The 25,339-nt window shown below is 72.8% G+C and carries 21 protein-coding genes and 3 tRNA genes; 16 read left to right on the forward strand and 8 right to left on the reverse strand.

Going from position 1 to position 25,339, the window contains the following annotated elements; all coding sequences use genetic code 11:
• Window positions 1-29 precede the first annotated feature (29 nt).
• Entirely contained in the window at window positions 30-1,889 is a 1,860-nt protein-coding gene (locus SJY06_RS09840; protein ID WP_380167051.1) for a hypothetical protein, read from the reverse strand.
• A gap of 146 nt (window positions 1,890-2,035) precedes the next feature.
• Between SJY06_RS09840 and SJY06_RS09845 the strand changes: the two genes are divergently transcribed.
• The 5 genes from SJY06_RS09845 (at window position 2,036) to SJY06_RS09865 (ending at window position 3,321) form a co-directional block, all read left to right on the forward strand.
• Window positions 2,036-2,107: transfer RNA gene (locus SJY06_RS09845), tRNA-Thr, on the forward strand.
• 33 nt (window positions 2,108-2,140) lie between these two features.
• Window positions 2,141-2,214: transfer RNA gene (locus SJY06_RS09850), tRNA-Met, on the forward strand.
• Between the two features lie 51 nt (window positions 2,215-2,265).
• The gene (rpmG, locus tag SJY06_RS09855; protein ID WP_380167053.1) at window positions 2,266-2,436 is read left to right on the forward strand and encodes a 50S ribosomal protein L33; all 171 of its coding nucleotides are present in this window, start codon (window positions 2,266-2,268) and stop codon (window positions 2,434-2,436) included.
• A gap of 22 nt (window positions 2,437-2,458) precedes the next feature.
• Window positions 2,459-2,896, forward strand: coding sequence for a MaoC family dehydratase N-terminal domain-containing protein (locus tag SJY06_RS09860; RefSeq protein WP_380167055.1), 438 nt, complete (start codon window positions 2,459-2,461; stop codon window positions 2,894-2,896).
• Window positions 2,893-3,321 carry a MaoC/PaaZ C-terminal domain-containing protein gene (locus SJY06_RS09865; RefSeq protein ID WP_380167057.1) on the forward strand — a complete coding sequence of 143 codons (429 nt, stop codon included), beginning with the start codon at window positions 2,893-2,895 and terminating at the stop codon, window positions 3,319-3,321. Before SJY06_RS09860 ends, SJY06_RS09865 begins: the two co-directional genes overlap by 4 nt.
• A gap of 19 nt (window positions 3,322-3,340) precedes the next feature.
• On the opposite strand, the gene SJY06_RS09870 is transcribed toward SJY06_RS09865, so the two are convergent.
• Window positions 3,341-4,486, reverse strand: coding sequence for a substrate-binding domain-containing protein (locus SJY06_RS09870; RefSeq protein WP_380167059.1), 1,146 nt, complete (start codon window positions 4,484-4,486; stop codon window positions 3,341-3,343).
• Between the two features lie 71 nt (window positions 4,487-4,557).
• On the opposite strand from SJY06_RS09870, the gene SJY06_RS09875 reads away from it, so the two are divergent.
• The gene (locus tag SJY06_RS09875; protein ID WP_380167061.1) at window positions 4,558-5,823 is read left to right on the forward strand and encodes an MFS transporter; all 1,266 of its coding nucleotides are present in this window, start codon (window positions 4,558-4,560) and stop codon (window positions 5,821-5,823) included.
• The gene (locus SJY06_RS09880) at window positions 5,820-6,878 is read left to right on the forward strand and encodes a UDP-N-acetylmuramate dehydrogenase (RefSeq protein ID WP_380167063.1); all 1,059 of its coding nucleotides are present in this window, start codon (window positions 5,820-5,822) and stop codon (window positions 6,876-6,878) included. The genes SJY06_RS09875 and SJY06_RS09880 overlap by 4 nt, the downstream gene beginning before the upstream one ends.
• On the opposite strand, the gene SJY06_RS09885 is transcribed toward SJY06_RS09880, so the two are convergent.
• From SJY06_RS09885 to SJY06_RS09910, 6 genes are all read right to left on the reverse strand, one after another.
• Window positions 6,868-7,983 (reverse strand): adenosine deaminase, encoded by a 1,116-nt coding sequence (locus SJY06_RS09885; RefSeq protein WP_380167065.1) that lies wholly within the window; start codon window positions 7,981-7,983, stop codon window positions 6,868-6,870. The genes SJY06_RS09880 and SJY06_RS09885 overlap by 11 nt on opposite strands.
• 31 nt (window positions 7,984-8,014) lie before the next feature.
• Window positions 8,015-8,635 (reverse strand): response regulator, encoded by a 621-nt coding sequence (locus SJY06_RS09890; RefSeq protein WP_380167067.1) that lies wholly within the window; start codon window positions 8,633-8,635, stop codon window positions 8,015-8,017.
• Window positions 8,632-9,864, reverse strand: a complete 1,233-nt coding sequence (locus SJY06_RS09895) for a sensor histidine kinase (RefSeq protein WP_380167069.1) — start codon at window positions 9,862-9,864, stop codon at window positions 8,632-8,634. The genes SJY06_RS09890 and SJY06_RS09895 overlap by 4 nt, the downstream gene beginning before the upstream one ends.
• A 10-nt stretch (window positions 9,865-9,874) precedes the next feature.
• A complete protein-coding gene (locus tag SJY06_RS09900) occupies window positions 9,875-10,669 on the reverse strand; it encodes an ABC transporter permease (protein WP_380167071.1) in 795 nt (264 codons plus the stop codon).
• On the reverse strand, window positions 10,666-11,610 hold the full coding sequence (locus SJY06_RS09905; RefSeq protein WP_380167073.1) for an ABC transporter ATP-binding protein: 945 nt from the start codon (window positions 11,608-11,610) through the stop codon (window positions 10,666-10,668). The genes SJY06_RS09900 and SJY06_RS09905 overlap by 4 nt, the downstream gene beginning before the upstream one ends.
• Window positions 11,611-11,697: 87 nt before the next feature.
• Complete coding sequence (locus tag SJY06_RS09910) at window positions 11,698-12,918, reverse strand: pyridoxal phosphate-dependent aminotransferase (protein WP_380167075.1); 1,221 nt, start codon at window positions 12,916-12,918, stop codon at window positions 11,698-11,700.
• A gap of 156 nt (window positions 12,919-13,074) precedes the next feature.
• On the opposite strand from SJY06_RS09910, the gene SJY06_RS09915 reads away from it, so the two are divergent.
• The 9 genes from SJY06_RS09915 (at window position 13,075) to SJY06_RS09955 (ending at window position 25,285) form a co-directional block, all read left to right on the forward strand.
• Window positions 13,075-13,147 (forward strand) — tRNA-Trp (locus tag SJY06_RS09915).
• Between the two features lie 56 nt (window positions 13,148-13,203).
• Complete coding sequence (gene secE, locus SJY06_RS09920; protein WP_380167077.1) at window positions 13,204-13,434, forward strand: preprotein translocase subunit SecE; 231 nt, start codon at window positions 13,204-13,206, stop codon at window positions 13,432-13,434.
• A gap of 64 nt (window positions 13,435-13,498) precedes the next feature.
• Window positions 13,499-14,347, forward strand: a complete 849-nt coding sequence (gene nusG, locus SJY06_RS09925; protein ID WP_380167079.1) for a transcription termination/antitermination protein NusG — start codon at window positions 13,499-13,501, stop codon at window positions 14,345-14,347.
• A 70-nt stretch (window positions 14,348-14,417) separates the two neighbouring features.
• Window positions 14,418-14,852 carry a 50S ribosomal protein L11 gene (gene rplK / locus SJY06_RS09930; protein ID WP_380167081.1) on the forward strand — a complete coding sequence of 145 codons (435 nt, stop codon included), beginning with the start codon at window positions 14,418-14,420 and terminating at the stop codon, window positions 14,850-14,852.
• 137 nt (window positions 14,853-14,989) lie between these two features.
• Window positions 14,990-15,697 (forward strand): 50S ribosomal protein L1, encoded by a 708-nt coding sequence (rplA, locus tag SJY06_RS09935; RefSeq protein ID WP_380167083.1) that lies wholly within the window; start codon window positions 14,990-14,992, stop codon window positions 15,695-15,697.
• 883 nt (window positions 15,698-16,580) lie between these two features.
• Window positions 16,581-17,114 (forward strand): 50S ribosomal protein L10, encoded by a 534-nt coding sequence (rplJ, locus tag SJY06_RS09940; protein ID WP_380167085.1) that lies wholly within the window; start codon window positions 16,581-16,583, stop codon window positions 17,112-17,114.
• A 108-nt stretch (window positions 17,115-17,222) separates the two neighbouring features.
• Window positions 17,223-17,609: a 50S ribosomal protein L7/L12 gene (rplL, locus tag SJY06_RS09945; RefSeq protein ID WP_380167087.1), complete on the forward strand. Its 387-nt coding sequence runs from the start codon at window positions 17,223-17,225 to the stop codon at window positions 17,607-17,609.
• Between the two features lie 260 nt (window positions 17,610-17,869).
• Window positions 17,870-21,310, forward strand: a complete 3,441-nt coding sequence (gene rpoB, locus SJY06_RS09950; protein WP_380167089.1) for a DNA-directed RNA polymerase subunit beta — start codon at window positions 17,870-17,872, stop codon at window positions 21,308-21,310.
• A 93-nt stretch (window positions 21,311-21,403) separates the two neighbouring features.
• Window positions 21,404-25,285, forward strand: a complete 3,882-nt coding sequence (locus tag SJY06_RS09955) for a DNA-directed RNA polymerase subunit beta' (protein ID WP_380167091.1) — start codon at window positions 21,404-21,406, stop codon at window positions 25,283-25,285.
• Window positions 25,286-25,339: the final 54 nt, after the last annotated feature.

Raw genomic sequence — 25,339 nt, forward strand, 5'->3', positions numbered from 1 at the left:
GGCCCCGCCGACCGCCGCGCACCGCCGGCTCAGCGGCTGCTGCGATCCACCGGTCCGCCCTCGGCCTGCCACACGCCGTAGCGGTACGTCGGGTCGATCTCGACCAGCCGCGTGGGGGCGCCGATCATGAGCGGGCGGGGGTCCAGCGTGCCGATGACGAGCTCGCCGGGCTCCACGCGCACGGCCTCCTGGGCCGGGTCGAGCACCCGGTGCTCGCGGTCGCCCAGCCAGTACTGGAACGCCGTCCCGGTCAGCAGCAGCGGACGGTCCACCACCAGCAGCACCGGCGCGGTCGGGTTCTCGTCCACCACCTCGCGCAGGCTGAACAGGTCCCGCAGCCCCTGGTCGCGCTCGTCGATCGTGCGGTGCTCGGCCACGAAGGTGCCCGACACCGCGAGGACCGCGACGACGCCGACCACCAGGGCGGCGGGCAGACGGCGCACCTGCGCCCAGCGGATGCCGGCCAGCAGCACCAGGGCCATGACGGTGGCCTGGACGAACGGCACGCGCAGGTCGTCGACGCCGTGCTCCCAGCGCCACATCTCGATGCCCGGCACGTTCAGCTGCACGAGCCCGCGGACGATGCCGCCCACGGCGAACAGCACGACGGCCACGGCCACGCCCAGCAGGGCCACGGCCGCCATGGCCTGGCGCCACATGGTCCGGTCCAGCCGGCGCGTGACCAGCACGGTCAGCCCCACCACGGCCAGCAGGGACCAGATCGGGTCCGTGTAGCGGCCGTAGACCACCTGGTCCAGCCGGCCGGCGCCGACCGTCAGCCGGGTCGACAGGTACGAGGCCGCGATGACCAGCTGGGCGGCGGTCACCAGCAGCAGCACCGACCACGGTCCCGGGGTGCGGGCGCGCCACTCCACCAGGGCGCGCCGCGCGGCCCAGATGACGCCGATCACGGTCAGCCCGCCCCAGGCCACCGCGCCGTACCAGGCGTGGCCGACGGTCAGCGAGGTCATGAACCCGAGGTGCAGCTGCCCGATCTGGTCGCCCGCCGCGGAGAACCGGTCGACCTCGCCGTACAGCGCGGCCTCGACCAGGCGGTTGACCACGACCCCGCCGCCGGCGCCGACCGCGGCCAGGGCCACGACCCAGGGGCCGCTGCGCGGGCGCACCCGCCACGCCCACCAGGCCAGCACCAGCACCAGCAGCCCGACGGTCGGCAGGAACCGGGAGTGCACCAGCGACAGGTACCCCGTCAGCCCGGCCAGGGCGAACGCGGTGCCGGTCCGGCCGGCCACCGGGGGTGAGGCGGCGCCGGCGGCCGGGCCCCGGCCGCTGCCGTCGTCCCAGAGCCGCAGCACGAGCAGGAACGCCGTCGCGACGATGACGCCGATCAGGGCCTCCGGCAGCGCGTACCCGGTGTACAGGGCCCGCCCGGGGGCGACGGCCACGACCACCGCGACGGCCAGGGCGGCGCGCGGGGTGGCCCCCAGCCGCCGGGCGACGGCCGCCCACACCACGACGGCCAGGGTGGCCAGCAGCACGTTGAAGGCCACCGTCACGTGCATGAACCGGACCGGGTCGTCGATGACGCGCCACAGCGGCGACACCAGCAGGCCCCAGCCGGCCGAGTACCCCCCGGCGTGCGGCGGCATGATCAGGTCGGCGCCGCCGCCCCCGCCGAGCAGCCGGGCGGCCATCAGGTAGCCGATCTCGTCCTTGGTCTGCACCGGGGCCACCGCGTCGAGGCTGAGCGCGGTGTTGACGCCGGCCGCGACGCCCAGCCCGACCAGCCACTGCCAGGGCCGGGTGGCGCCCGGGCGACGGGTGCGGGAGCGGGCCGCGGACGTGCTGGTCCGGGCCCCGTCGGTGGTGGTCGCTGCGGTGGTCGGCGTCGCGGGGTGCTCCCGGGAGGCGTCGATCGTGGTGTCCATCGTGTCGGATTGTCCCCCACGCGTCACGGTGTCCGGTGACGTGCGGGTATCGTCGCGGTCACGGAACGGCCACGGTGCCGGCCCCGGCAGGCACCCCGTCCAGGGTGCGCGAGCACGCCGAGCGGTCCTGTACCCTTTCCGTCGTTGCCCCGATAGCTCAGTGGTAGAGCATCTCCATGGTAAGGAGAAGGTCTAGGGTTCAAATCCCTATCGGGGCTCTGACGGGCGTCTGGGTGCAGGCGGCCGACCAAGGCGGTGTAGCTCAGTTGGTTAGAGCGAACGACTCATAATCGTTAGGTCGTCGGTTCAAGTCCGATCACCGCTACCGACCGTCCCCAGGCACGACCGCCTAGAAGATCGTTGAAAGGTTCCCGAGATGGCCTCCAAGAGCGCTGACGTGCGTCCCAAGATCACCATGGCGTGCACCGAGTGCAAGGAGCGGAACTACATCACGAAGAAGAACCGGCGGAACGACCCCGACCGGCTCGACCTCGCGAAGTTCTGCCCCCGCTGCAGCAAGCACACGCCCCACCGCGAGACCCGCTGAGCCGGTCCCGCCCGCTCGCCCCGTGACCGACGACGCCCCGCTGGCCGGCCGCCGCTACTCCGCCCCCGCGACGTACGTCGTCGGCCGTGAGGTCGTACGGCAGTTCGCCGACGCCGTCGGCGCCGAGCACCCGCTGCACCACGACGAGGTCGCCGCCCGCGAGGCGGGCTTCACCGACGTGGTGGCGCCCCCGACCTTCGCGGTCGTGGTGGCCCAGCCGGCGACCGACGCGATGATGGCCGACCCGACGGTCGACCTCGAGTACTCGCGGATCGTCCACGGCGAGCAGCAGTTCGTGCACCACGCGCCCATCGTGGCCGGGGACGAGCTGACCGCCACCATGACGGTGGCCGGTGTCCGCGCCGCGGCCGGCGCGTCCATGCTCACGCTGGTCACCGAGGTGGCCACGGTCGACGGCGACGCCCGCAGCACCGTGACGGCCCTGCTGGTGCACCGGTGAGCGGGCTGCGCGGCTTCGACGGGGTCGGCGTCGGCGACGCGCTGCCGGAGGCGACGATCGAGCTCGACCGGGCCGCGCTGGTGCGCTACACCGCCGCCAGCCGCGACTTCAACGCCATCCACTACAGCGACCGCGTCGCCGCCGAGGTGGGCCTGCCCGGGGTCATCGTCCACGGCATGCTCACGATGGGCGCCGCGGCGCGCCTGCTGACCGCCTGGACGGGCGACCCGACGGCCGTCGTCGGCTACTCCACCCGGTTCACCCGGCCGGTCGTGGTGCCCGACCCCGGCTCGGTCGCGGTCCACGTGACCGGCGTCGTCCGCTCCACCGACCCGGACACGCGGCGGGTCGTCGTCGACCTGACCGTCACCTGCGACGGCGCCACGGTGCTGACCAAGACCCGCGCCACCCTCGCCCTGGCCTGAGTCGCCCCGGCCCTGCCGGTCAGGCCCGGCGGTCCGGTGGCGGGCCCGTGGTCGTGCCCACCCTCAGGTCGACCTGCAGGGTGGTGTCGGTCGGCCCCCCGCCGGCCAGGCGTGCCAGCACGGCCTCCGCGGTCCGGCGGGCCTTGTCGACCACGGGCTGCACGAGGGTGGTGAGCACGTGGGGCGCCAGCCACGGCAGCGCCACCCCGTCGAAGCCCACCACGCTCACGTCCTGCGGCACCCGCAGGCCCAGCGTCGCGCAGGCCTCGAGCACCCCGGCCGCGAGCACGTCCGACTGCGCCACCACGGCGGTGGGTCGCGTCGACGCCGACCCGCCGAGCAGCTGCAGGGCGGCGGCCCGGCCCTGCTCGACCGCGTTCGCGGGGCACTCCCACACCACGGCGGGCTCGGTCACGTCCAGCACGCCCCGCAGGCGGTTGACGTGGTCGGCGAACCCGCCCGGGCGGCGACGCCGCTCGCCCAGCGGGCCCTCGGAGCCGTCCAGGCGCCACGGCATGGTGACGACCGCGACGTCGCGGTGGCCCAGGTCCAGCAGGTGCCGCACCGCCCGGGCCGTGCCCTCGCGGTCGTCGACGCGCACCATGGACGCCCCCGGTGCCTCCGGGCCCTCGACCGCCACCACGGGCAGGCCCCGCCCGGCGGCCACGGCCAGGGCCGGGTCGTCGGGCAGGCCGCCGGTGGCGAAGACCAGGGCGTCCATCGCCGCCACCCGGTACTGCTCCGCGGCCGGTCCCGACACGTCGTGGGTCATGGGCAGCAGCAGGATGGCCAGGCCCTCACCGGCCAGCACGTCCACGAGCCCGTCGAGCATGGTGACGACGTACGGGTCGCGGAACGCGTCGCGCAGGCGTTCGCCGACGACGACGCCGACCACGCCGGAGCGGCCGCGGCGCAGGGACGCGGCCGTCGGGTCCGGGCCTGCGTAGCCGAGGTCCCGGGCCGCGGTGAGGACCCGTTCGCGGGTGGCGCCGGCCACGGGCCCCGACCCGCTGAACGCGAGCGACGCGGTCGAGCGGGACACCCCGGCGGCGGCGGCGACGTCGGCCAGGGTGGCGCGGGCGCCGGGACGACGGTTGCTGGGGGCGGGCGGCATGTGCTCCTCGGGCGGGGACGGCTTGGCCGGGGGGCCGGGCTGACGTAGCATCGTACCGATTCGATCGAATCGATTCGATCTCTGTTCCGACCTCCCACCCCGAGCCCAGCCGAGGACCCGCCGTGCGCACCGCCCCTACCCATGACCCCGTCCGCGCCCAGGTGCTGGCCGCCCGCAGCTCCGTCTACGCGGTGTTCGCCGTCAACGGCCTGCTGCTGGCGAGCTTGCTGGCCCGCATCCCCGCCGTCTCCGACGACCTGGGGCTGAGCCCGCAGCAGCTGGGCATCACCCTGCTGGCCGCCTCGACCGGGTCGGTGCTGGCCCTGCCCAGCGCCGGCTGGTTCGTGCAGCGGTTCGGCGTCCGTCCGGTCATCGTCGCCGCCGCGGTGCTCGGCGCGACCGGGGTCGCCGCGGCGGGCCTGGCCCCCGACCGGATGGTCCTGGCGGTCGCGCTGTTCGCCTGGGGCTTCGCCAACGGAGCCTGGGACGTGGCCATGAACGTCGAGGCCGCCGACGTCGAGCGGCGGCTGGGCTACACGATCATGCCGCGCTTCCACGGCGCCTGGAGCGTCGGCACCGTGATCGGCGCCGCCGGGGCCGCCCTGGTGTCGTTCCTGGCCGTGGGTCGCGGCCCGCACCTGGTCGTGGTGGCCGTGGTCGTGCTGGTCGGGGCGTTGCTCTCGGTGCGCTCGTTCCTGCCCGCCGAGCTCGGCTCGCGCGGGGCGGCCGACGACCACGCCGCCGCCTCGGCCCCCACCGACGGCAGCGCCCCGGTGCGCCGGTACTCGCTGCGCGACGCCTGGCTGGAGCCCCGGACGCTGCTCATCGGCGTCACCATGCTCGGCTTCGCCCTGGCCGAGGGCATCGCCGGGGACTGGCTGGCCCTGGCCGTGGTCGACTCCCGCGGCGTGGACGAGTGGGTCGGTTCCAGCACCTACGGGGTGTTCCTGGCCTCCGTCATGGCGGGGCGCTTCCTGGGTCCGGTCCTGCTGGACCGCTACGGCCGCTACCGCCCGCTGCTGGTGATGGCCGGCATGGTCACGGTCGGCGTGGTCTCGGTGGTCCTGCTGCCGGGCGTCGTCGGCGCCCTGCTCGGGGCCGTGCTGTGGGGCCTGGGCGTCAGCCTGGGGTTCCCGGTCGGCATGACGGCCGCCGCGGACGACCCGGTCAAGGCCGCCGTCCGGGTGTCCGTGGTCGCCTCGGTCGCCTACACGGCGTTCCTGGCCGGCCCGCCGCTGGTCGGGCTGCTGGGGGAGCGGTTCGGCACGGACCTGTCCCTGCTGGTCGCCTGCGGCGCGGCGCTGCTGTCGATGTGCACGGCCGCGGCGATGCGCCCGGTCCCGGCCGGGACCGACGACGACGAGCGGTCGCCTAGCCTGGCCCGGTGAGCACCCTCGCCGACCTGACCACGCTGCGGGTCGGCGGTCCCGCCGGCCGGCTGGTCGTCGCCCACGACAGCGACGAGCTGCTGGCCGCCGTGCAGGACGTGGACGCCCGCGGGGACCGGCTGCTGCTGGTCGCGGGCGGGTCCAACCTCGTGGTGTCCGACGCGGGCTTCGACGGCACCGTGGTGCACGTCGCCGTGCCGCCCGGCGGCGGGGTCGCCGTGGGCGACGCGGACGCCTGCGCCGGGGCGGACGTCCGGGTGCAGGCCGGTGCCGACTGGGACGACCTGGTCGCCCTCGCGGTGGCCAACGGCTGGGCCGGTCTGGAGGCGCTGTCCGGCATCCCCGGCAGCGTCGGGGCCACCCCGGTGCAGAACGTCGGCGCCTACGGCGCCGAGGTCGCCGACACCCTCGCCACGGTGCAGGTGTGGGACCGCGTCGAGCACCGGACCCGCACCCTGGCCAGCCGCGACCTGCAGTTCGGCTACCGGGACTCGGTGCTCAAGCGGGCCGCCCACGCCGGACCGGACGGCATGGACCGCTACGTGGTGCTGCGGGTGACCTTCCAGCTCCCGCTGGGCGACGTGTCCGCCCCGGTCCGCTACGCCGAGCTGGCCCGTCGGCTCGGCGTGGCCGTGGGCGAGCGGGCACCGCTGGCCGACGTGCGCGAGGCCGTGCTGGCCCTGCGCGCGGGCAAGGGCATGGTGCTGGCGGCCGAGGACCACGACACCTGGAGCGTGGGGTCGTTCTTCACCAACCCCGTCGTCGCCGAGGCCTCGCTGGGTGACGGCCTGGCCGACGCGCCCCGCTGGCCGGCCGGGGACGGCCTGGTCAAGCTGCCCGCGGCCTGGCTCATCGAGCACGCCGGCATCGGCAAGGGGTTCGGCTCGCCCGGCCCGGCCGCCGTGTCCGGCAAGCACACGCTGGCCCTCACCAACCGGGGCGGCGCGCGGGCCGAGGACGTCGTCGTCCTGGCCCGGCGGGTCCGTGACGCCGTCCGCGAGCGCTTCGGCCTCACGCTGGAGGCCGAGCCGCGCCTGGTCGGGCTCAGCCTCTGACGGAGGGCTCCGCGGCCCGGCCGGGCCCCGCACCGACCTGCGGCAGCGGCGGGCGGGCCAGCCAGGCGTCCACCTCGCCCAGCCAGCCCCGGACGTCCTCGGCCGGCGCGCGGGACAGCCGCAGGCTGTGCCGGGCCAGCTCCGCCAGGTCCGCGTCGTCCAGGCCGCCCGCGTCGCGGGCCAGCGCGTACTGCGCGGTCAGCCGCGAGCCGAACAGCAGCGGGTCGTCCGCTCCGAGCGCCACGGCGGCGCCCGCATCCAGCAGCGCCCGCAGCGGCACGTCGGTCGCCGTCGGGTAGACGCCGAGGCCCACGTTGCTGGCCGGGCACACCTCCAGGCCCACGCCGGCGCGCACCACGCGCTCCAGCGTCCGCGGGTCCTCGGCGCTGCGCACCCCGTGGCCCAGGCGGTCCGGCCGCAGCTCGGTCAGGACGTGCTCGACGTGGTCCGCCCCCAGCAGCTCCCCGCCGTGCGGCAACGACGCCAGCCCGGCCCGGCGGGCGATCGCGAAGGCGGGCGCGAACTGCGCGGTGTCCCCGCGCCGCTCGTCGTTGCTCAGGCCGAAGCCGACCACCTCGCCCGGGCCGTCCCCGCGGTGCCGGGCCGCCAGCCGGGCCAGGGTCCGGGCGTCCAGGGGGTGACGCATCCGGCTCGCGGCCACCACCACCGCGACCTGGCAGCCCGTGGCGGCGCTGGCCTCCCGCGCCGCGTCCAGCACCAGCTCCAGGGCCGGGGTCAGGCCCCCCACCAGCGGCGCGTAGGACGTCGGGTCGATCTGCAGCTCCAGCCGGCGCGAGCCCTCGGCCGCGTCGTCCGCCGCGGCCTCGTGCACCAGCCGGCGCATGTCCGCCTCGTCCCGCACGCACGCCCGCGCCGCCTCGTACAGCCGCTGGAACCGGAACCAGCCGCGTTCGTCGGCCGGGACCCGGAGCAGGTGGTGCTCGCGCAGCAGCCCGGGCAGCGGCAGGTCGTGCCGGCGGGCCAGGTCGGACAGCGTCGCGGGCCGCATCGACCCGGTGAAGTGCAGGTGCAGGTGCGCCTTGGGCAGCGTGGCCAGGTCCCGGCGGCCCGCGGGCGGGCCCGGCACGGGCGGGTCGGCAGGCACGCGGGCAGCATGCCAGCCGACCGGCGCGCCGCTACAGCAGCCCCAGCCGGGTCGCCACCACCACGGCCCGGGTCCGGTCGTCGACGTCGAGCTTGGCGAACATCCGCAGCAGGTGCGTCTTGACGGTGGCCTCGCCGATGAACAGCCGGCGGCCGATCTCCGCGTTGCTCCAGCCCTCGGACACGCCGCGGAGCACCTCGGTCTCGCGCGCGGTCAGCTGCGGGGCGGTGGGGGAGCGGACCCGGTGCAGCAGGCGGGCGGCGACGGCAGGGGCCAGCACCGTCTCGCCGCGGGCGGCGGCGCGGACGCCGGCGACGAGGACGTCCGGGCCGGAGTCCTTGAGCAGGTAGCCGCGGGCCCCGGCCTCGACGGCGCGCAGGATGTCGGCGTCGGTGTCGTAGGTGGTGAGCACCAGGACGGCCGCGGCCGGGTCCCGCCGCAGGATGGCGGCGGTGGCGTCCGCACCGTCCAGGCCGGGCATCCGCAGGTCGGTGAGCAGCACGTCGGGCGACAGCTGCTCGTGCAGCCGGACCGCCTCGTGCCCGTCGGCGGCCTCGCCCACGACCACCAGGTCCGGCTCGAGCCGCAGCAGGGCGACGATGCCGGCGCGGACCACGGGGTGGTCGTCGGCGACGAGCACGGTCACGCTCACCGGGTCGGCACCTCGACGGCCAGCCGGGTGCCCCCGCCGTCCACCGGGTCCAGGCCGACCCGGCCGCCCACGTCGCCGGCCCGGGCCCGCAGCCCGTCCAGGCCGAAGCCGTGCCCGCGCCCGGCCGGGTCGTAGCCGACCCCGTCGTCGCTGACCTCCAGGCGCAGGGGTCCGTCGTCCGCCCGGTGCAGGCGCAGCAGGACGCGGGTGGCGGCGGCGTGCTTGCGGACGTTGGCCAGGCCCTCCTGGGCGCTGCGCAGCAGGACCACCGCCGTCTCCGGCGTGAGCAGGGCGGTGAGCGAGTCGTCGACGTCGACCGACACGGCCAGGCCCGTCTCGGTGGCGAACCGGTCGCCCAGCCGGCGCAGCGCCCCGGGCAGGTCCGCGCCGTGCACGTCGACGGGCGAGAAGGCGGCCACCAGCGCGCGGGCCTCGGCCAGGTTGGTCCGGGCCACGTCCTCCATGGTGGCCAGCCGTCGCCGCAACGCCTCCGGCGGCGCCGAGGCCTGCTCCCGCTGCGCCACCTGCGACAGCATGAGCAGGCTGGTGAACCCCTGGGCCAGCGTGTCGTGGATGTCCCGGGCCATGGACGCCTGGACCTGCGCCGCGGCGGCGGCCCGCTCGGCGGCGACCAGGTCGTGGCGGGTCGACTCCAGCTGCGCGATCAGGTCCGCACGGTCGGCGGACTGCTCCACCACCGAGCTGAACCACAGCCCCAGCGTCAGGCTGAACAGGAAGCTGACGACGATGGCGACCCCGGCGGCGCGCAGCGAGGCGACGTCGCCGCCCGCGGCCAGGACGAACCCGGCCAGCGCGGCCAGCGACACCACCGCGGTCACCGCGACCGCCCGCAGCCGGCCTTCCACCAGCATCCAGACCTGCGGGTAGGCGAGGAACAGCAGGAACGACGTGCCGTCGCTGGCCCACATGAGCACGGGCAGGGCCGGCACGAGGACGGCGAGGTAGCCGGCCGCGCGCCACTGCGAACGGGTGCGCGCCGCCGGTCCGCCCAGCAGGGCGTAGGCGAGACCGAGCGCGACCAGCGCCGCGGCACCCACCAGCGCGCGGGTGCCGCGGGTCCCGCCGTCCAGGTACAGCGCCAGGGCGGTCAGGCCGAGGACGACCCAGAACGCGCCGTGCCAGCCGACGACGGCGCGGTCCCAGGCGTGCGGCGCGGCCCGGCCCTCGCGGTCCCGTCCGGCGGGGGAGCAGTCGTCCGGCGCCGTCACCGGTGCCGCCTCAGCCGTGGCGCCGGGGCAGCCAGCGGAACGTGAGCCGGGCCAGCACCAGCCCGGCCAGCAGCCAGACCACCAGCACCACCGCGGTCTCCGTCGTCTGCCACGACCCCGAGGGTTCCACCTGCAGCCAGTCGGTGTCAGCGAGGAACACCGAGCGCATCCCCTGGGCCATCCACTTGAGCGGGAACAGCGAGGCCACGTCGACCATCCACGCCGGCAGGTCGCTGATCACGAAGTACACGCCCGAGACGAACTGCAGGACGATCATGGGCGGGGTCACGATGGCGCTGGCCGAGCGGGCGTTGGGCGGCACGGAGCTGAACGCGATGCCCAGCACGGTCCCGGCCGCCGCCCCCAGCACGACGATCCACAGGAACCGGCCCCACAGCGCGGCCGTGCCGGGCAGCCGGACGTCGAACAGCAGCGCGGCCGTGGCCAGCAGCAGCACCAGCTGCAGCGCCGTGGTCAGCAGGACCTGGCCGATCTTGCCCAGGAAGAACGCGACGGGCGGCATGGGCGTGCCCCGCAGCCGCTTGAGGGTGCCGTTGTCCCGCTCTATGGCGATCTCGATGGCGATGGTCTGGAAGCTGGTCAGCAGCACCCCGGCGGCGGCCACCCCGGCGACGAAGTACTGGCTGAAGCTGACCCCGGGCGCGATGTCGTCGGTGAACACCGAGCCGAAGATGAGCATGAGGATGACGGGGAACAGCAGGCTGAACACCAGGGAGTCGCGCTGGCGCAGGAACTGCAGCGTCTCCACCCGGGTCCGGGAGGCGGCGATCGTCAGGGTGCTCACGCGAGGACCTCCTGCGCGCGCGGGGCGCCCTCGGAGCCGGCGCCGGCGTCGTCCGGTCCCACCAGCTGCAGGTAGACGTCCTCCAGCGTGGCGCGCTCGATCGCCAGCCCGGGCACCTCGCCCGTGGCCCCGTGCTGGGCCAGCAGCCGCCGCAGCACCGCGGTGGGGGCGGTCGTCCGCTCGTACCGGGCCCGGCCCTCGGCGTCCTGCCAGCGCACCACCACCTCGTCGCGCAGCGCCCCGCCCAGCTCGCCCGGCGGTGCGCACGCCACCAGCCGGCCCCCGGCGACCACCGCGACCCGGTCGGCGAGCCGGGCGGCCTCGTCCAGGTAGTGGGTGGTGAGCAGGATGCTGGTGCCGGCGTCGCGCAGGTCCTCCAGCACGCCCCAGAACTGCCGCCGCGCCTCGGGGTCGAAGCCGGTCGTCGGCTCGTCGAGGAACAGCAGCTCGGGCCGGCCGATGACGGCCAGGGCCACGTCGAGCCGGCGCCGCTGCCCCCCGGACAGCGCCGCCACCCGGGTCCGCAGCCGGTCGCCCAGCCCGACCAGGCCGGCCACCTCCGCCACCGGGCGGGGGCGCGGGTACAGCGTCGCCCAGTGCCCCAGCAGCTCCGCGACGGTCAGGTCGAGGGGCTCGGAGGTGTCCTGCAGCACGATCCCGACCCGGGCCCGCCAGGCCAGCGGGGCCCGCCACGGGTCGGTGCCCAGCACGGCCACGTCCCCGACGTCGCGGTGCCGGTAGCCCTCCAGCACCTCGGTGGTGGTGGACTTGCCGGCCCCGTTGGGCCCGAGCAGCGCGAGCACCTCGCCGCGGGCCAGGTCGAGGTCGAGGTCGGCCACGGCGGTGCGCCGCCGTCCGCCGCCCAGGTCGTAGGTCTTGCCCAGGCCCCGGACCCGGACGACCAGGTCCGTGCCGTCGGGGAGCGTCGCCGAGTCCGTCATGGCCCCAGCCTGGGCGTCGGCCCGGGCGCGGCACGAGCACCGGCGCACCGACACCGGGGTCCACCGACCGGTGGACCCCGGGACGGCTCAGCCGGCGAGCAGGCGCTGGATCCGGCCCACGCCCTCGACCAGGTCGTCGTCGCCCAGGGCGTACGACAGCCGCAGGTAGCCGCTCGGCCCGAACGCCTCGCCCGGCACGACCGCCACCTCGGCCTCCTCGAGGATGAGGGCGGCGAGCTCGGCGGAGGTGGTGGGGGTGCGACCGGCGATGCTGCGCCCCAGCAGGCCGCGAACGTCGGGGTAGGCGTAGAACGCGCCCTGCGGGACCGGGCAGCTGACGCCGTCGATCTCCGACAGCATCCGCACCATGGTCGCCCGGCGCCGGTCGAAGGCCTCCCGCATGGCGTGGGCGGCGTCCAGCGACCCGCTGAGCGCGGCCAGGGCGGCGCGCTGGCTGACGTTGGCCACGTTGCTGCTCAGGTGCGACTGCAGGTTGGTCGCGGCCTTGATGACGTCGACCGGACCGACCATCCAGCCCACGCGCCAGCCGGTCATGGCGTACGTCTTGGCCACGCCGTTGAGCACCACGCAGGTGTCGGCCAGCTCGGGCACGACCACGGGCATCGACTCGGCGGTGACGCCGTCGTAGGTCAGGTGCTCGTAGATCTCGTCGGTGACCACCCAGACGCCGTGCTCCAGGGCCCAGCGCCCGATCGCCTCCACCTGCTCGCGCGGGTACACGGCACCGGTCGGGTTGGACGGCGAGCAGAACAGCAGGACCTTGGTGCGCTCGGTCCGGGCCGCCTCCAGCTGCTCCACCGTCACCAGGTAGCCCTGCTCGGGACCGGCGAAGACCTCGACCGGCACGCCCCCGGCCAGCCGCACGGCCTCGGGGTAGGTGGTCCAGTAGGGGGCCGGCAGCAGCACCTCGTCGCCCGGGTCCAGCAGCGTGGCGAAGGTCTGGTAGACCGCCTGCTTGCCGCCGTTGGTGATCAGCACCTGCGCCGCGGTCACCTGCAGGCCGGAGTCGCGGGCGGACTTGGCCACGACCGCCTCGCGCAGCGCCGGCAGACCGGCGGCGGGGGTGTAGCGGTGCATGGCGGGCGCCTGCGCGGCGGCGACGGCGGCCTCGACCACCTCCGGCGGGGTCGGGAAGTCCGGCTCCCCGGCGCCGAAGCCGATGACGGGCCGGCCGGCGGCCTTGAGCGCCTTGGCCTTGGCGTCGACCGCGAGCGTGGCCGACTCGCTGATGCCGCCGATGCGGGCGGAGACGCGCGGACGTGCGGACGGGGCGGGCTGCTCAGGCATGGGCACATCCTGCCGCGCCCGCCGCCGGGCCGGGGATCCGACCCGGTCCGTGACCGCGAGTTCGACCCACGGGGTGCAAGGGCCGTATGCTCACCGATCGGCGTGCATCCGCTGTCGCCGTCGTGCCCTCGGCACGGCATGCAGCGGGGCCTCCGAAGGGCAGTGGCGCAATTGGTAGCGCACCGGTCTCCAAAACCGGCGGTTGTGGGTTCGAGTCCCTCCTGCCCTGCGCATCGATCGGACGAACCAGGGACGACCTGGACCAGCGAGAGAAGGCAGCAGACGGTGACGGACACCCGCGAGGGGACGACCAGCCCGGCGGATCGACGCCGTGGTGGCTTCCTGCTCTTCCTGCGTCAGTGCGTCGCCGAGCTGCGCAAGGTCGTCCGTCCCACGCGGGACGAGCTCATCGCCTACACGAGCGTCGTGCTCGTGTTCGTCGTGGTGATCATGACGTACATCAGCATCCTCGACTTCGGGTTCGGCCGGCTCGTCCTGTGGGCGTTCGGCGGCTGAGCCGCTGCGAGGGCCGTCCGACCGGCCACCGCCCCACCCCGATCCCAGGAAGCAGGTTCACCACATGTCCGACCAGCCCGACGTCGCACGCGACGCCGAGGACACCGTCGAGGCGGTCCCGACCGCCGACGACGTGACGACGGACGACCTCTCCCACCTGGACGAGTCCTCGCTGACCGTCCAGGAGGCCGACCTGGCCGCCACCGAGGACGGCGACGTCCTGGCCGAGGAGTACGTGGCCGAGGCCGGTGACGTCACCGACGTCGAGCCGGCCGAGGACGCCGTGGACCCCGACGCGGCCCCGGCCGACCCGGTGGAGGAGCTGCGCACCGAGCTGCGGCGCGCGCTCGGCGACTGGTACGTGGTGCACAGCTACGCCGGCTACGAGAACCGCGTCAAGACCAACCTCGAGGCGCGCATCACCTCCCTCAACATGGAGGAGTACATCCACCAGGTGGAGGTCCCCATGGAGGAGGTGACCGAGATCAAGAACGGGCAGAAGAAGGACGTCCGTCGGGTCCGGATCCCCTCCTACGTGCTGGTGCGCATGGACCTCACCGACGAGTCGTGGGGCGCGGTCCGCCACACCCCCGGTGTCACGGGCTTCCTGGGCTCGGCCCACCACCCCGTGCCGCTGACCCTCGACGAGGTCGTCGGCATGCTCGCCCCCACCGTCGCGGCCCCGGCGGCCTCGTCCGGCAAGGGCGGCGGTGGCTCCCAGGGGGCTGCGGCCACGGCCACCGTCGACTTCGAGGTCGGCGAGTCGGTCACCGTCATGGACGGCCCCTTCGCGACCCTGCCGGCGTCGATCTCCGAGATCAACGTCGACTCCCAGAAGCTCAAGGTCCTCGTGTCCATCTTCGGTCGCGAGACGCCCGTCGAGCTGTCGTTCAACCAGGTGTCCAAGCTCTGAGCCGCGGCACCACCGGCACCACCACCTGCACCACACCCAGCACCACCCACACAGCAGAAGGACCCGAGAAGTGCCTCCCAAGAAGAAGAAGGTCACTGGAGTCATCAAGCTCCAGATCAAGGCCGGCGCGGCGAACCCCGCCCCGCCGATCGGTCCCGCCCTCGGTGCGGCCGGCGTCAACATCATGGAGTTCTGCAAGGCCTACAACGCGGCCACCGAGTCGCAGCGCGGGGACATCGTCCCCGTGGAGATCACGGTCTACGAGGACCGCTCGTTCACCTTCATCACCAAGACCCCGCCGGCCGCTCAGCTGATCAAGAAGGCCGCCGGGATCGAGAAGGGCTCGGGCACCCCGCACACGGACAAGGTCGCCACCATCTCCCAGGAGCAGGTGCGCAAGATCGCCGAGACCAAGATGGCCGACCTGAACGCGAACGACCTCGACCAGGCCTCCAAGATCATCGCCGGCACCGCCCGCAGCATGGGCGTCACCGTCGCCGACTGACGCCGCCTCCCGGCACGTCGGCACCACGGTCACGGCCACCGGTCGGACCAGCACCACGTGGGAGGGTCGCGCGCGGCCCGTCGAACCACGACTCCACCCCGTCCGCCCACCGGCGGGCACACCTCACAGGAGCAGACATGAAGCGCAGCAAGGCGTACCGCGCCGCGGCCGAGAAGGTCGACGCGGACAACCTGTACACCCCCGCCGAGGCCGTCGGGCTGGTCAAGCAGACCGCCACCACCAAGTACGACGCCACCGTCGAGGTGGCCATGCGCCTGGGCGTCGACCCGCGCAAGGCCGACCAGATGGTCCGCGGCACCGTCAACCTGCCCCACGGCACCGGCAAGACCGCCCGCGTGCTGGTCTTCGCCACCGGTGAGCGCGCGCAGCAGGCCCTCGAGGCCGGCGCCGACCACGTGGGCAGCGACGACCTGCTCGAGAAGATCCAGGGCGGCTGGCTGGACTTCGACTCCGTCGTGGCCACCCCGGACCTGATGGGCAAGGTCGGCCGGCTGGGCAAGGTCCTCGGCCCCCGCGGCCTCATGCCGAACCCCAAGACCGGCACCGTGACGATGGACGTGGCCAAGGCCGTCACCGAGATCAAGGGCGGCAAGATCGAGTTCCGGGTCGACAAGCACTCGAACCTGCACTTCATCATCGGCAAGGCGTCCTTCGACGAGGCCAAGCTGCTGGAGAACTACGCCGCCGCCATGGAGGAGGTCCTGCGCCTCAAGCCGTCCTCGTCCAAGGGCCGCTACATCTCCAAGACGACGATCGCCGCCACGATGGGCCCGGGCATCCCGGTCGACCCGACCGCCTCGGCCGTCGTGGACGCCCCCGCCTGACCCAGGCACCGCACCACCCGCACGCGGGGCCCGGACCGACACGGTCCGGGCCCCGCGTCGTCCGCCGGGGAGCGGGCGCCCGCTCGGCGGGTCCGCCCGATCGAGCCGCCCCGATCAAGCCCGCCCCGGTCGACAACGTCTTGATCATCGGCGTTGTCGACCGTCGGGCGTGCCTTCCCGATAGACAACGTCTTGATCACCGGCGTGGTCGATCGGGGAGCCGGGCCGATCGGGTCCGCCCTGGTCGGGTCCGCCCTGATCGGGTCCGCCCTGATCGAGTCCGCCCTGATCGCGCCCGCCCCGATCGCGCCCGCCCCGATCGAGCCCGCCCCGATCGAGCCCGCCCCGATCGAGCCCGCCCCGATCGAGCCCGCCCCGATCGAGCCCGCCCCCGGTCGACAACGCCTTGATCACCGCCGTCATCGAGCGCCGGGCGTGCTGTCCCGATCGACAACGCCTTTATCACCGGCGTGGTCGATCGGGCGAGGTGGGCCGGCGGTCGGCGGTGGCACCTTGAGCCCGAGGCCCCGGAACGTGGATCCCGACTGACGCAACGGCACACGGCGTCGGAACCCGACCGACGCAACGGCACACGGCGTCGGATAGGCCGACGCAGAGTGCCGTTGCGTCGGGAAGGCGAGCGGGGCGATTTGGCTCGGGCGCGCCGGGGGTCGTACCCTGCACCTACCGAAGACCGCTGGTCGCTGCCCTCCGGGGTGCGTCGAAGGATCCGGGTGACAACCTGGACGGCCCGCGCAGGTGCAGAGCAAGGCCCCGTCGTGGGCCCACGCCCCGTGCCTCGCGCCGGGGCGTCCGTCGTCTCCAGGCTCCTCCGTTCGGTCGGGACCGCGCACGCGGTCCTGCAGAAGACGGAAGGAACATCATGCCCACCCAGGAGAAGGTCGACGCCGTCGCCGAGCTCGCGGACCTGTTCCGTGCCTCGAACGCGGCCGTCCTCACCGAGTACCGCGGGCTCACCGTCTCCCAGCTGACTGCGCTGCGCACCGCCCTCGGGGCGAACGCGACGTACGCCGTCGTCAAGAACACGCTCACGAAGCTCGCCGCCGAGAAGGCGGGCTTCGAGGGCCTGGACCCCGCAGCCCTCAAGGGCCCCACCGCCATCGCGTTCGTGACCGGTGACCCGGTCGAGGCCGCGAAGGGGCTGCGTGACTTCGGCAAGGAAGCCCCCGCGCTCGTCATCAAGGGTGGTGTGCTCGACGGCCGCCCGATCGACGCGGACGGCCTCAAGAAGCTGGCCGACCTCGAGCCGCGCGAGGTGCTCCTCGCCAAGCTCGCCGGGGCCATGAAGGCACCGCTGTCCAAGGCGGTCTACCTGGCCAACGCCCCGCTCGCCAAGGCCGCCCGCGCGGTCGACGCGCTGCGGGTCAAGCGCGAGCAGGAGGGCGACGCGGCCTGACGGCCGTCCGCCCGAGACGCACGAGCACCTGCACCACCTGACACGAACGGCCCGGCCGCTCCGCGCGGGGCCCGCACCATCCGCAGACACCAGGAAGAAGGACACCCCATGGCGAAGCTCAGCGCCGACGAGCTGCTCGAGCAGTTCAAGGACATGACCCTGATCGAGCTCTCCGAGTTCGTGAAGAAGTTCGAGGAGACCTTCGAGGTCACCGCCGCCGCTCCGGTCGCCGTCGCGGCCGCCGGTGGTGCCGGTGGCGGCGCCGCCGAGGAGGCCGCCGAGCAGGACGAGTTCGACGTCGTCCTCGAGGCCGCCGGCGAGAAGAAGATCCAGGTCATCAAGGAGGTGCGCGCCCTCACCAGCCTGGGCCTCAAGGAGGCCAAGGACCTGGTCGACGCCGCCCCCAAGGCCGTCCTGGAGAAGGTCGACAAGGAGGCCGCCGAGGCCGCCAAGGCCAAGCTCGAGGGCGCGGGCGCCACCGTCACCGTCAAGTGACGCAGGCTCTCTGATCCACCCGCCGGGCGCGCGCCCGGCACCCAGATCGCCCCGACCCCGCGCGGACGCCGTGCGGGGCCGGGGCGATTTGCCTTGCAGGGGTCGACGACCTATCGTTGTCCTTTGCTGCCCATCCTCTGACTCCCGTGGAATTGACCACGGGTGTCAACCATGCAATGAAAACCCACAGCAGGCCCGTGGAAGGACCCGTCTTGGTCGCCTCGCGCACCGCGCCCGCTCCTCGTGTACAGCCCGTACCGGTGAACCCCCGACCCTCTTTCGCCAAGATCCGTGAGCCGCTCGAGGTCCCCGACCTCCTGGCGCTGCAGACGGAGAGCTTCGACTGGTTGCTCGGCAACGACAACCACGTGGCTCGCCTCGAGGCCCTCGGCGAGGACCCCGGTGCGTCCGGTCTCGCCGAGATCTTCGAGGAGATCAGCCCCATCGAAGACTTCTCGGAGACGATGTCGCTGTCGTTCCGGGACCACCGCTTCGAGCCCCCCAAGTACTCCGTCGAGGAGTGCCGCGAGAAGGACATGACCTACGCGGCGCCGCTCTTCGTCACCGCCGAGTTCATGAACATGACCACCGGCGAGATCAAGAGCCAGACGGTGTTCATGGGCGACTTCCCGCTCATGACCGACCGGGGCACCTTCGTCATCAACGGCACCGAGCGCGTCGTCGTGTCGCAGCTGGTCCGTTCGCCCGGCGCCTACTTCGAGCGCGTCCGCGACAAGACCTCCGACAAGGACGTCTTCACCGCCAAGCTCATCCCGAGCCGGGGCGCGTGGCTGGAGTTCGAGATCGACAAGCGCCACGCCGTCGGCGTGCGCGTGGACCGCAAGCGCAAGCAGTCGGTCACGGTCTTCCTCAAGGCGCTCGGCATGAGCGAGCAGGAGATCCGCGAGGAGTTCGCCGGCTACGACAGCATGCTGTCCACGCTGGACAAGGACACCACCGCCGACTCCGACGCGGCCCTGCTGGACCTGTACCGCAAGCTGCGCCCGGGCGAGCCGCCCACGCGCGAGGCGGCCCAGACCCTGCTGGACAACCTCTACTTCAACCCCAAGCGCTACGACCTGGCCAAGGTGGGGCGCTACAAGCTCAACCGCAAGCTGGGCGTGGACAAGCCGCTGCCCGACTCCACCCTGAGCCTGGCCGACATCGTGGCCACGCTGAAGTACCTGGTGACGCTGCACCACAACGCGGCCACCGGTGACGACCAGCGCACGATGTCCGGGCACAAGGCGGGCGAGGCCGTCGAGCTGCGCGTCGAGGTCGACGACATCGACCACTTCGGCAACCGGCGCCTGCGCAGCGTCGGCGAGCTCATCCAGAACCAGGTCCGCACGGGCCTGTCCCGGATGGAGCGCGTCGTGCGCGAGCGGATGACCACCTCCGACGTGGAGGCGATCACCCCGCAGAGCCTGATCAACATCCGTCCCGTGGTCGCGGCGATCAAGGAGTTCTTCGGGACCTCCCAGCTGTCGCAGTTCATGGACCAGAACAACCCGCTCGCCGGTCTGACGCACAAGCGTCGTCTGTCCGCGCTGGGCCCGGGTGGTCTGTCCCGTGACCGGGCCGGCTTCGAGGTCCGCGACGTGCACCCCTCGCACTACGGCCGGATGTGCCCGATCGAGACCCCGGAGGGCCCGAACATCGGCCTGATCGGCTCGCTCGCCACCTACGCCCGGATCAACTCCTTCGGCTTCGTCGAGACCCCGTACCGCAAGGTCACCGACGGTGTCGTGAGCGACGAGGTCCAGTACCTGACCGCCGACGAGGAGGACAACTTCGTCGTCGCGCAGGCCAACGCGCCGCTGGACGAGAAGAGCCGCTTCGCCGAGGAGCGGGTCCTGGTCCGCACCCGGTTCGGCGAGGTCGACTACGTGCACGGCGACGAGGTCGACTTCATGGACGTCTCGGCGCGGCAGATCAGCTCGGTCGCCACCGCGATGATCCCGTTCCTGGAGCACGACGACTCCAACCGCGCGCTCATGGGCTCCAACATGCAGCGCCAGGCCGTCCCGCTGGTCCGGGCCGAGGCGCCGTTCGTCGGCACCGGCATGGAGCTGCGGGCCGCGGTCGACGGCGGCGACGTCGTCGTGGCCGAGGCCGGGGGAGTCGTGCAGGAGGTCGCCGCGGACGCGGTGACCATCGCCCAGGACGACGGCGCGTACCGCACCTACCGGGTGCACAAGTTCCGCCGCTCCAACCAGGGCACCAGCTACAACCAGCGTGTCCTGGTGGACTCCGGCCAGCGCGTCGAGGCCGGCTCCATCCTGGCCGACGGTCCCTCGACCGACGGCGGCGAGATGGCGCTCGGGCGCAACCTGCTCGTGGCGTTCATGCCGTGGGAGGGCCTCAACTACGAGGACGCCATCATCCTCAGCCAGCGGCTGGTCCAGGACGACGTCCTCTCCTCGATCCACATCGAGGAGCACGAGGTCGACGCCCGCGACACCAAGCTCGGCCCGGAGGAGATCACCCGGGACATCCCGAACGTCGGCGAGGAGGTCCTCGCGGACCTCGACGAGCGCGGCATCATCCGCATCGGTGCCGAGGTCGTCCCGGGCGACATCCTGGTCGGCAAGGTCACGCCCAAGGGCGAGACCGAGCTCACCCCCGAGGAGCGCCTGCTGCGCGCCATCTTCGGCGAGAAGGCCCGCGAGGTCCGCGACACGTCGCTCAAGGTGCCCCACGGCGAGACCGGCACCGTCATCGGCGTCCGGCTGTTCGACCGCGACGAGGGCGACGAGCTCCCGCCGGGCGTCAACCAGCTTGTCCGGGTCTACGTGGCCCAGAAGCGCAAGATCACCGACGGCGACAAGCTCGCCGGACGCCACGGCAACAAGGGCGTCATCTCGAAGATCCTGCCCGTCGAGGACATGCCGTTCATGGAGGACGGCACGCCGGTCGACATCATCCTCAACCCGCTCGGCGTGCCCGGCCGCATGAACATCGGCCAGATCCTCGAGCTGCACCTGGGCTGGATCGCCAGCCAGGGCTGGAAGATCGAGGGCAGCCCCGACTGGGCCGCGCTCATGCCCGACAGCGTCCGCGAGGTCGCCCCCGGCACCAACGTGGCCAGCCCGGTCTTCGACGGTGCGCACGAGGACGAGGTCACCGGTCTGCTGAGCTCGACGCTGCCCAACCGCGACGGCGACCGCCTGGTCAACGCCGACGGCAAGGCGAACCTGCTCGACGGCCGCTCCGGCGAGCCGTTCCCCGAGCCGGTGTCGATCGGCTACATGTACATCCTGAAGCTGCACCACCTGGTCGACGACAAGATCCACGCGCGTTCGACCGGCCCGTACTCGATGATCACGCAGCAGCCGCTGGGTGGTAAGGCGCAGTTCGGTGGTCAGCGGTTCGGCGAGATGGAGGTCTGGGCGCTCGAGGCCTACGGCGCGAGCTACGCGCTGCAGGAGCTGCTCACGATCAAGTCCGACGACGTCATCGGCCGCGTCAAGGTCTACGAGGCGATCGTCAAGGGCGACAACATCCCCGAGCCGGGGATCCCGGAGTCGTTCAAGGTCCTCATCAAGGAGATGCAGTCCCTGTGTCTCAACGTCGAGGTGCTGTCCAGCGACGGCACGTCGATCGAGATGCGTGACTCCGACGACGACGTCTTCCGCGCGGCGGAGGAGCTCGGCATCGACCTGTCCCGGCGCGAGCCGAGCAGCGTCGAAGAGGTCTGACGGCCTTCCCGGGAGCGTGGCGGCCGGCCCTGACCGGCCGGCCGCCGGCTCCCACCTCCTGACGAGCGACGAACGCAACGAGAGAAGGAACCTGTGCTCGACGTCAACTTCTTCGACGAGCTCCGCATCGGTCTGGCCACCGCCGACAACATCCGCGCGTGGTCGCACGGCGAGGTCAAGAAGCCCGAGACCATCAACTACCGCACCCTGAAGCCGGAGAAGGACGGGCTCTTCTGCGAGAAGATCTTCGGTCCGACCCGGGACTGGGAGTGCTACTGCGGCAAGTACAAGCGCGTCCGCTTCAAGGGCATCATCTGCGAGCGCTGCGGCGTCGAGGTGACCCGCGCCAAGGTGCGTCGTGAGCGGATGGGCCACATCGAGCTCGCGGCCCCCGTCACGCACATCTGGTACTTCAAGGGCGTGCCGAGCCGGCTGGGCTACCTGCTGGACCTGGCGCCCAAGGACCTCGAGAAGGTCATCTACTTCGCGGCCTACATGATCACGTCGGTCGACGACGACGCCCGCCACCGCGACCTCTCGAGCCTGGAGACGGGCATCATCAACGAGAAGGGCGAGATCGAGCGCCGCCGCGACGGCGAGATCGACGAGCGCGCCAAGCGCCTCGAGGGCGACCTGGCCGAGCTCGAGGCCGAGGGCGCCAAGGCCGACGTGCGCCGCAAGGTGCGCGAGGGCGCCGAGCGCGAGATGTCGCAGATGCGCCGTCGCGCCACCCAGGAGCTCGACAAGCTCGAGGCGGTCTGGGACCGGTTCAAGAACCTGAAGGTCCAGGACCTCGAGGGCGACGAGCAGCTGTACCGCGAGATGCGGCTGCGCTTCGGCATGTACTTCGAGGGCGGGATGGGTGCGGCTGCGCTGCAGAAGCGCCTGGAGACCTTCGACCTGGACGCCGAGGCCGTGTCGCTGCGCGAGACCATCGCCACCGGCAAGGGCCAGAAGAAGACCCGCGCCCTCAAGCGCCTCAAGGTCGTCAGCGCGTTCCTGTCCACCACCAACTCGCCCATGGGCATGGTGCTGGACTGCGTCCCGGTGATCCCGCCGGACCTGCGCCCGATGGTGCAGCTCGACGGTGGCCGGTTCGCGACGTCGGACCTGAACGACCTGTACCGCCGGGTCATCAACCGCAACAACCGCCTCAAGCGGCTGCTGGACCTCGGCGCGCCCGAGATCATCGTCAACAACGAGAAGCGCATGCTCCAGGAGGCCGTCGACGCGCTGTTCGACAACGGCCGCCGCGGCCGGCCCGTCACGGGCCCCGGCAACCGTGCGCTCAAGTCGCTGTCCGACATGCTCAAGGGCAAGCAGGGCCGGTTCCGCCAGAACCTGCTGGGCAAGCGCGTCGACTACTCCGGCCGCTCGGTCATCGTCGTCGGCCCGCAGCTCAAGCTGCACCAGTGCGGCCTGCCCAAGCAGATGGCGCTGGAGCTGTTCAAGCCCTTCGTCATGAAGCGCCTGGTGGACCTCAACCACGCCCAGAACATCAAGTCCGCCAAGCGGATGGTCGAGCGCTCGCGCTCGGTCGTGTGGGACGTGCTGGAGGAGGTCATCAGCGAGCACCCCGTGCTGCTGAACCGTGCGCCCACCCTGCACCGCCTCGGCATCCAGGCCTTCGAGCCGCAGCTGGTCGAGGGCAAGGCCATCCAGATCCACCCGCTCGTCTGCACGGCGTTCAACGCCGACTTCGACGGCGACCAGATGGCCGTGCACCTGCCGCTGAGCGCCGAGGCGCAGGCCGAGGCCCGCATCCTGATGCTGTCCAGCAACAACATCCTCAAGCCGTCGGACGGTCGTCCGGTGACCATGCCCACCCAGGACATGATCATCGGCCTGTACCACCTGACCAAGGACATGCCCGAGGACACGGTCGGCACCGGCCGCTCGTTCTCCTCGGTGTCCGAGGCCCTGATGGCGCTGGACCGGCAGGAGATCCACATCGGGTCGATGGTCGAGATCAAGATCCCCGACCTCGTCCCGTCGCTGGACTGGGTGGCCCCCGAGGGCCACGTCGAGGGCGAGACCATCCGCCTGAGGACCACGCTCGGCCGCGCCCTGTTCAACGAGGCGCTGCCGTTCAGCTTCCCCTTCGTCAACTACACCGTCGACAAGAAGAAGCTGTCCTCGATCGTCTACGACCTCGCCGAGCGCTTCCCCAAGGTGCAGGTCGCGGCCAGCCTCGACGCGCTGAAGGAGGCCGGCTTCCACTGGGCCACGCGCTCCGGCACCACGGTGGCGCTGTCCGACGTGGTCGCCCCGGCCAACAAGGCCGAGCTGCTCGAGGCCTTCGAGACGCGGGCGGACAAGGTCCAGAGCCAGTACGAGCGCGGTCTGATCACCGACGACGAGCGTCGCGGCGAGCTGATCGAGATCTGGACCGAGGCGACCGACGTGGTGTCCCAGGCCATGGAGGACAACCTCACCGACACCAACACCATCTACCGCATGGTCACCTCGGGCGCCCGGGGCAACATGATGCAGATGCGTCAGATCGCCGCCATGCGCGGCCTGGTCGCCAACCCCAAGGGCGAGATCATCCCGCGTCCCATCAAGTCGAACTTCCGCGAGGGCCTGTCGGTCCTGGAGTTCTTCATCTCCACCCACGGTGCCCGCAAGGGCCTGGCCGACACCGCCCTGCGGACCGCCGACTCGGGGTACCTGACCCGTCGTCTGGTGGACGTCAGCCAGGACGTCATCGTCCGCGAGGAGGACTGCGGCACCGAGCGCGGGCTGGTCATGCCGATCGCGTTCGACAACGCCGAGGGCGTCCTGACCAAGGACGAGCACGTCGAGTCCACGGTGTACGCCCGCAGCCTGGCCACGGACGTGGAGGTCGACGGCGAGGTCGTCGCCACCGCCAACACCGACCTGGGTGACGTGGTCATCGACCGGCTGATCGCGGCCGGGGTGCACGAGGTCAAGGTGCGCTCCGTGCTGACCTGCGAGAGCCACGTCGGCACCTGCGCGCTCTGCTACGGCCGCTCGCTGGCCGCCGGCAAGCTCGTGGACATCGGCGAGGCCGTCGGCATCGTCGCGGCCCAGTCGATCGGTGAGCCCGGCACGCAGCTGACCATGCGCACCTTCCACACCGGTGGTGTGGCCGGTGACGACATCACGCAGGGTCTGCCCCGTGTGGTCGAGCTGTTCGAGGCGCGCACGCCCAAGGGCAACGCGCCGATCGCCGAGGTCACCGGGCGCGTGCGCCTGGAGCGCAACGAGGCCGACGTCGTCACCGCCGTCACGGTGGTGCCGGACGACGGCAGCGACGAGATCGAGGTCGCCGTCAGCTCGCGCGCCAAGCTGCTCGTCAAGGACGGCCAGTCGGTCGTCGTGGGGGAGCAGCTGACCGCCGGCGTCGTCGACCCCAAGCAGGTCCTGCGCCTGCTGGGGCCGCGCAAGGTGCAGCAGCACCTGGTGGACGAGGTCCAGCGGGTCTACCGCAGCCAGGGCGTGACGATCCACGACAAGCACATCGAGGTCATCGTCCGCCAGATGCTCAAGCGGGTGACGATCATCGACTCCGGCGACGCGAACCTGCTCCCGGGCGAGCTGACCGAGCGCACGCGCTTCGAGACCACCAACCGCGAGGTCGTGCGCAACGGCGGCAAGCCCGCCTCGGGCCGGCCGGAGCTCATGGGCATCACCAAGGCCTCCCTGGCGACGGAGTCGTGGCTGTCCGCGGCCTCGTTCCAGGAGACCACCCGGGTGCTCACCGACGCGGCGATGAACGCCAAGTCGGACCCGCTGGTCGGGCTCAAGGAGAACGTGATCATCGGCAAGCTCATCCCCGCCGGCACCGGCCTGGCCCGCTACCGCGACGTCACGGTCGAGCCGACGGAGGAGGCGAAGGCAGCCATGTACACGCTGCCCAGCTACGACGACGCCGACTACACCCCGTTCGGGTCCGGGAGCGGCCAGGCCGTCCCGCTCGAGGACCTCGACTTCGGCGGCAGCTACCGCTGAGCCGTCGGGCCGGCGCCCCCGTGAGCGGGGGCGCCGGCCACAGGCGTTTTGACC

It is taken from the genome of Jannaschia sp. R86511 (assembly GCF_042466345.1).
In the GTDB taxonomy this organism is placed as follows: domain Bacteria; phylum Actinomycetota; class Actinomycetes; order Actinomycetales; family JBBAYJ01; genus Aquipuribacter.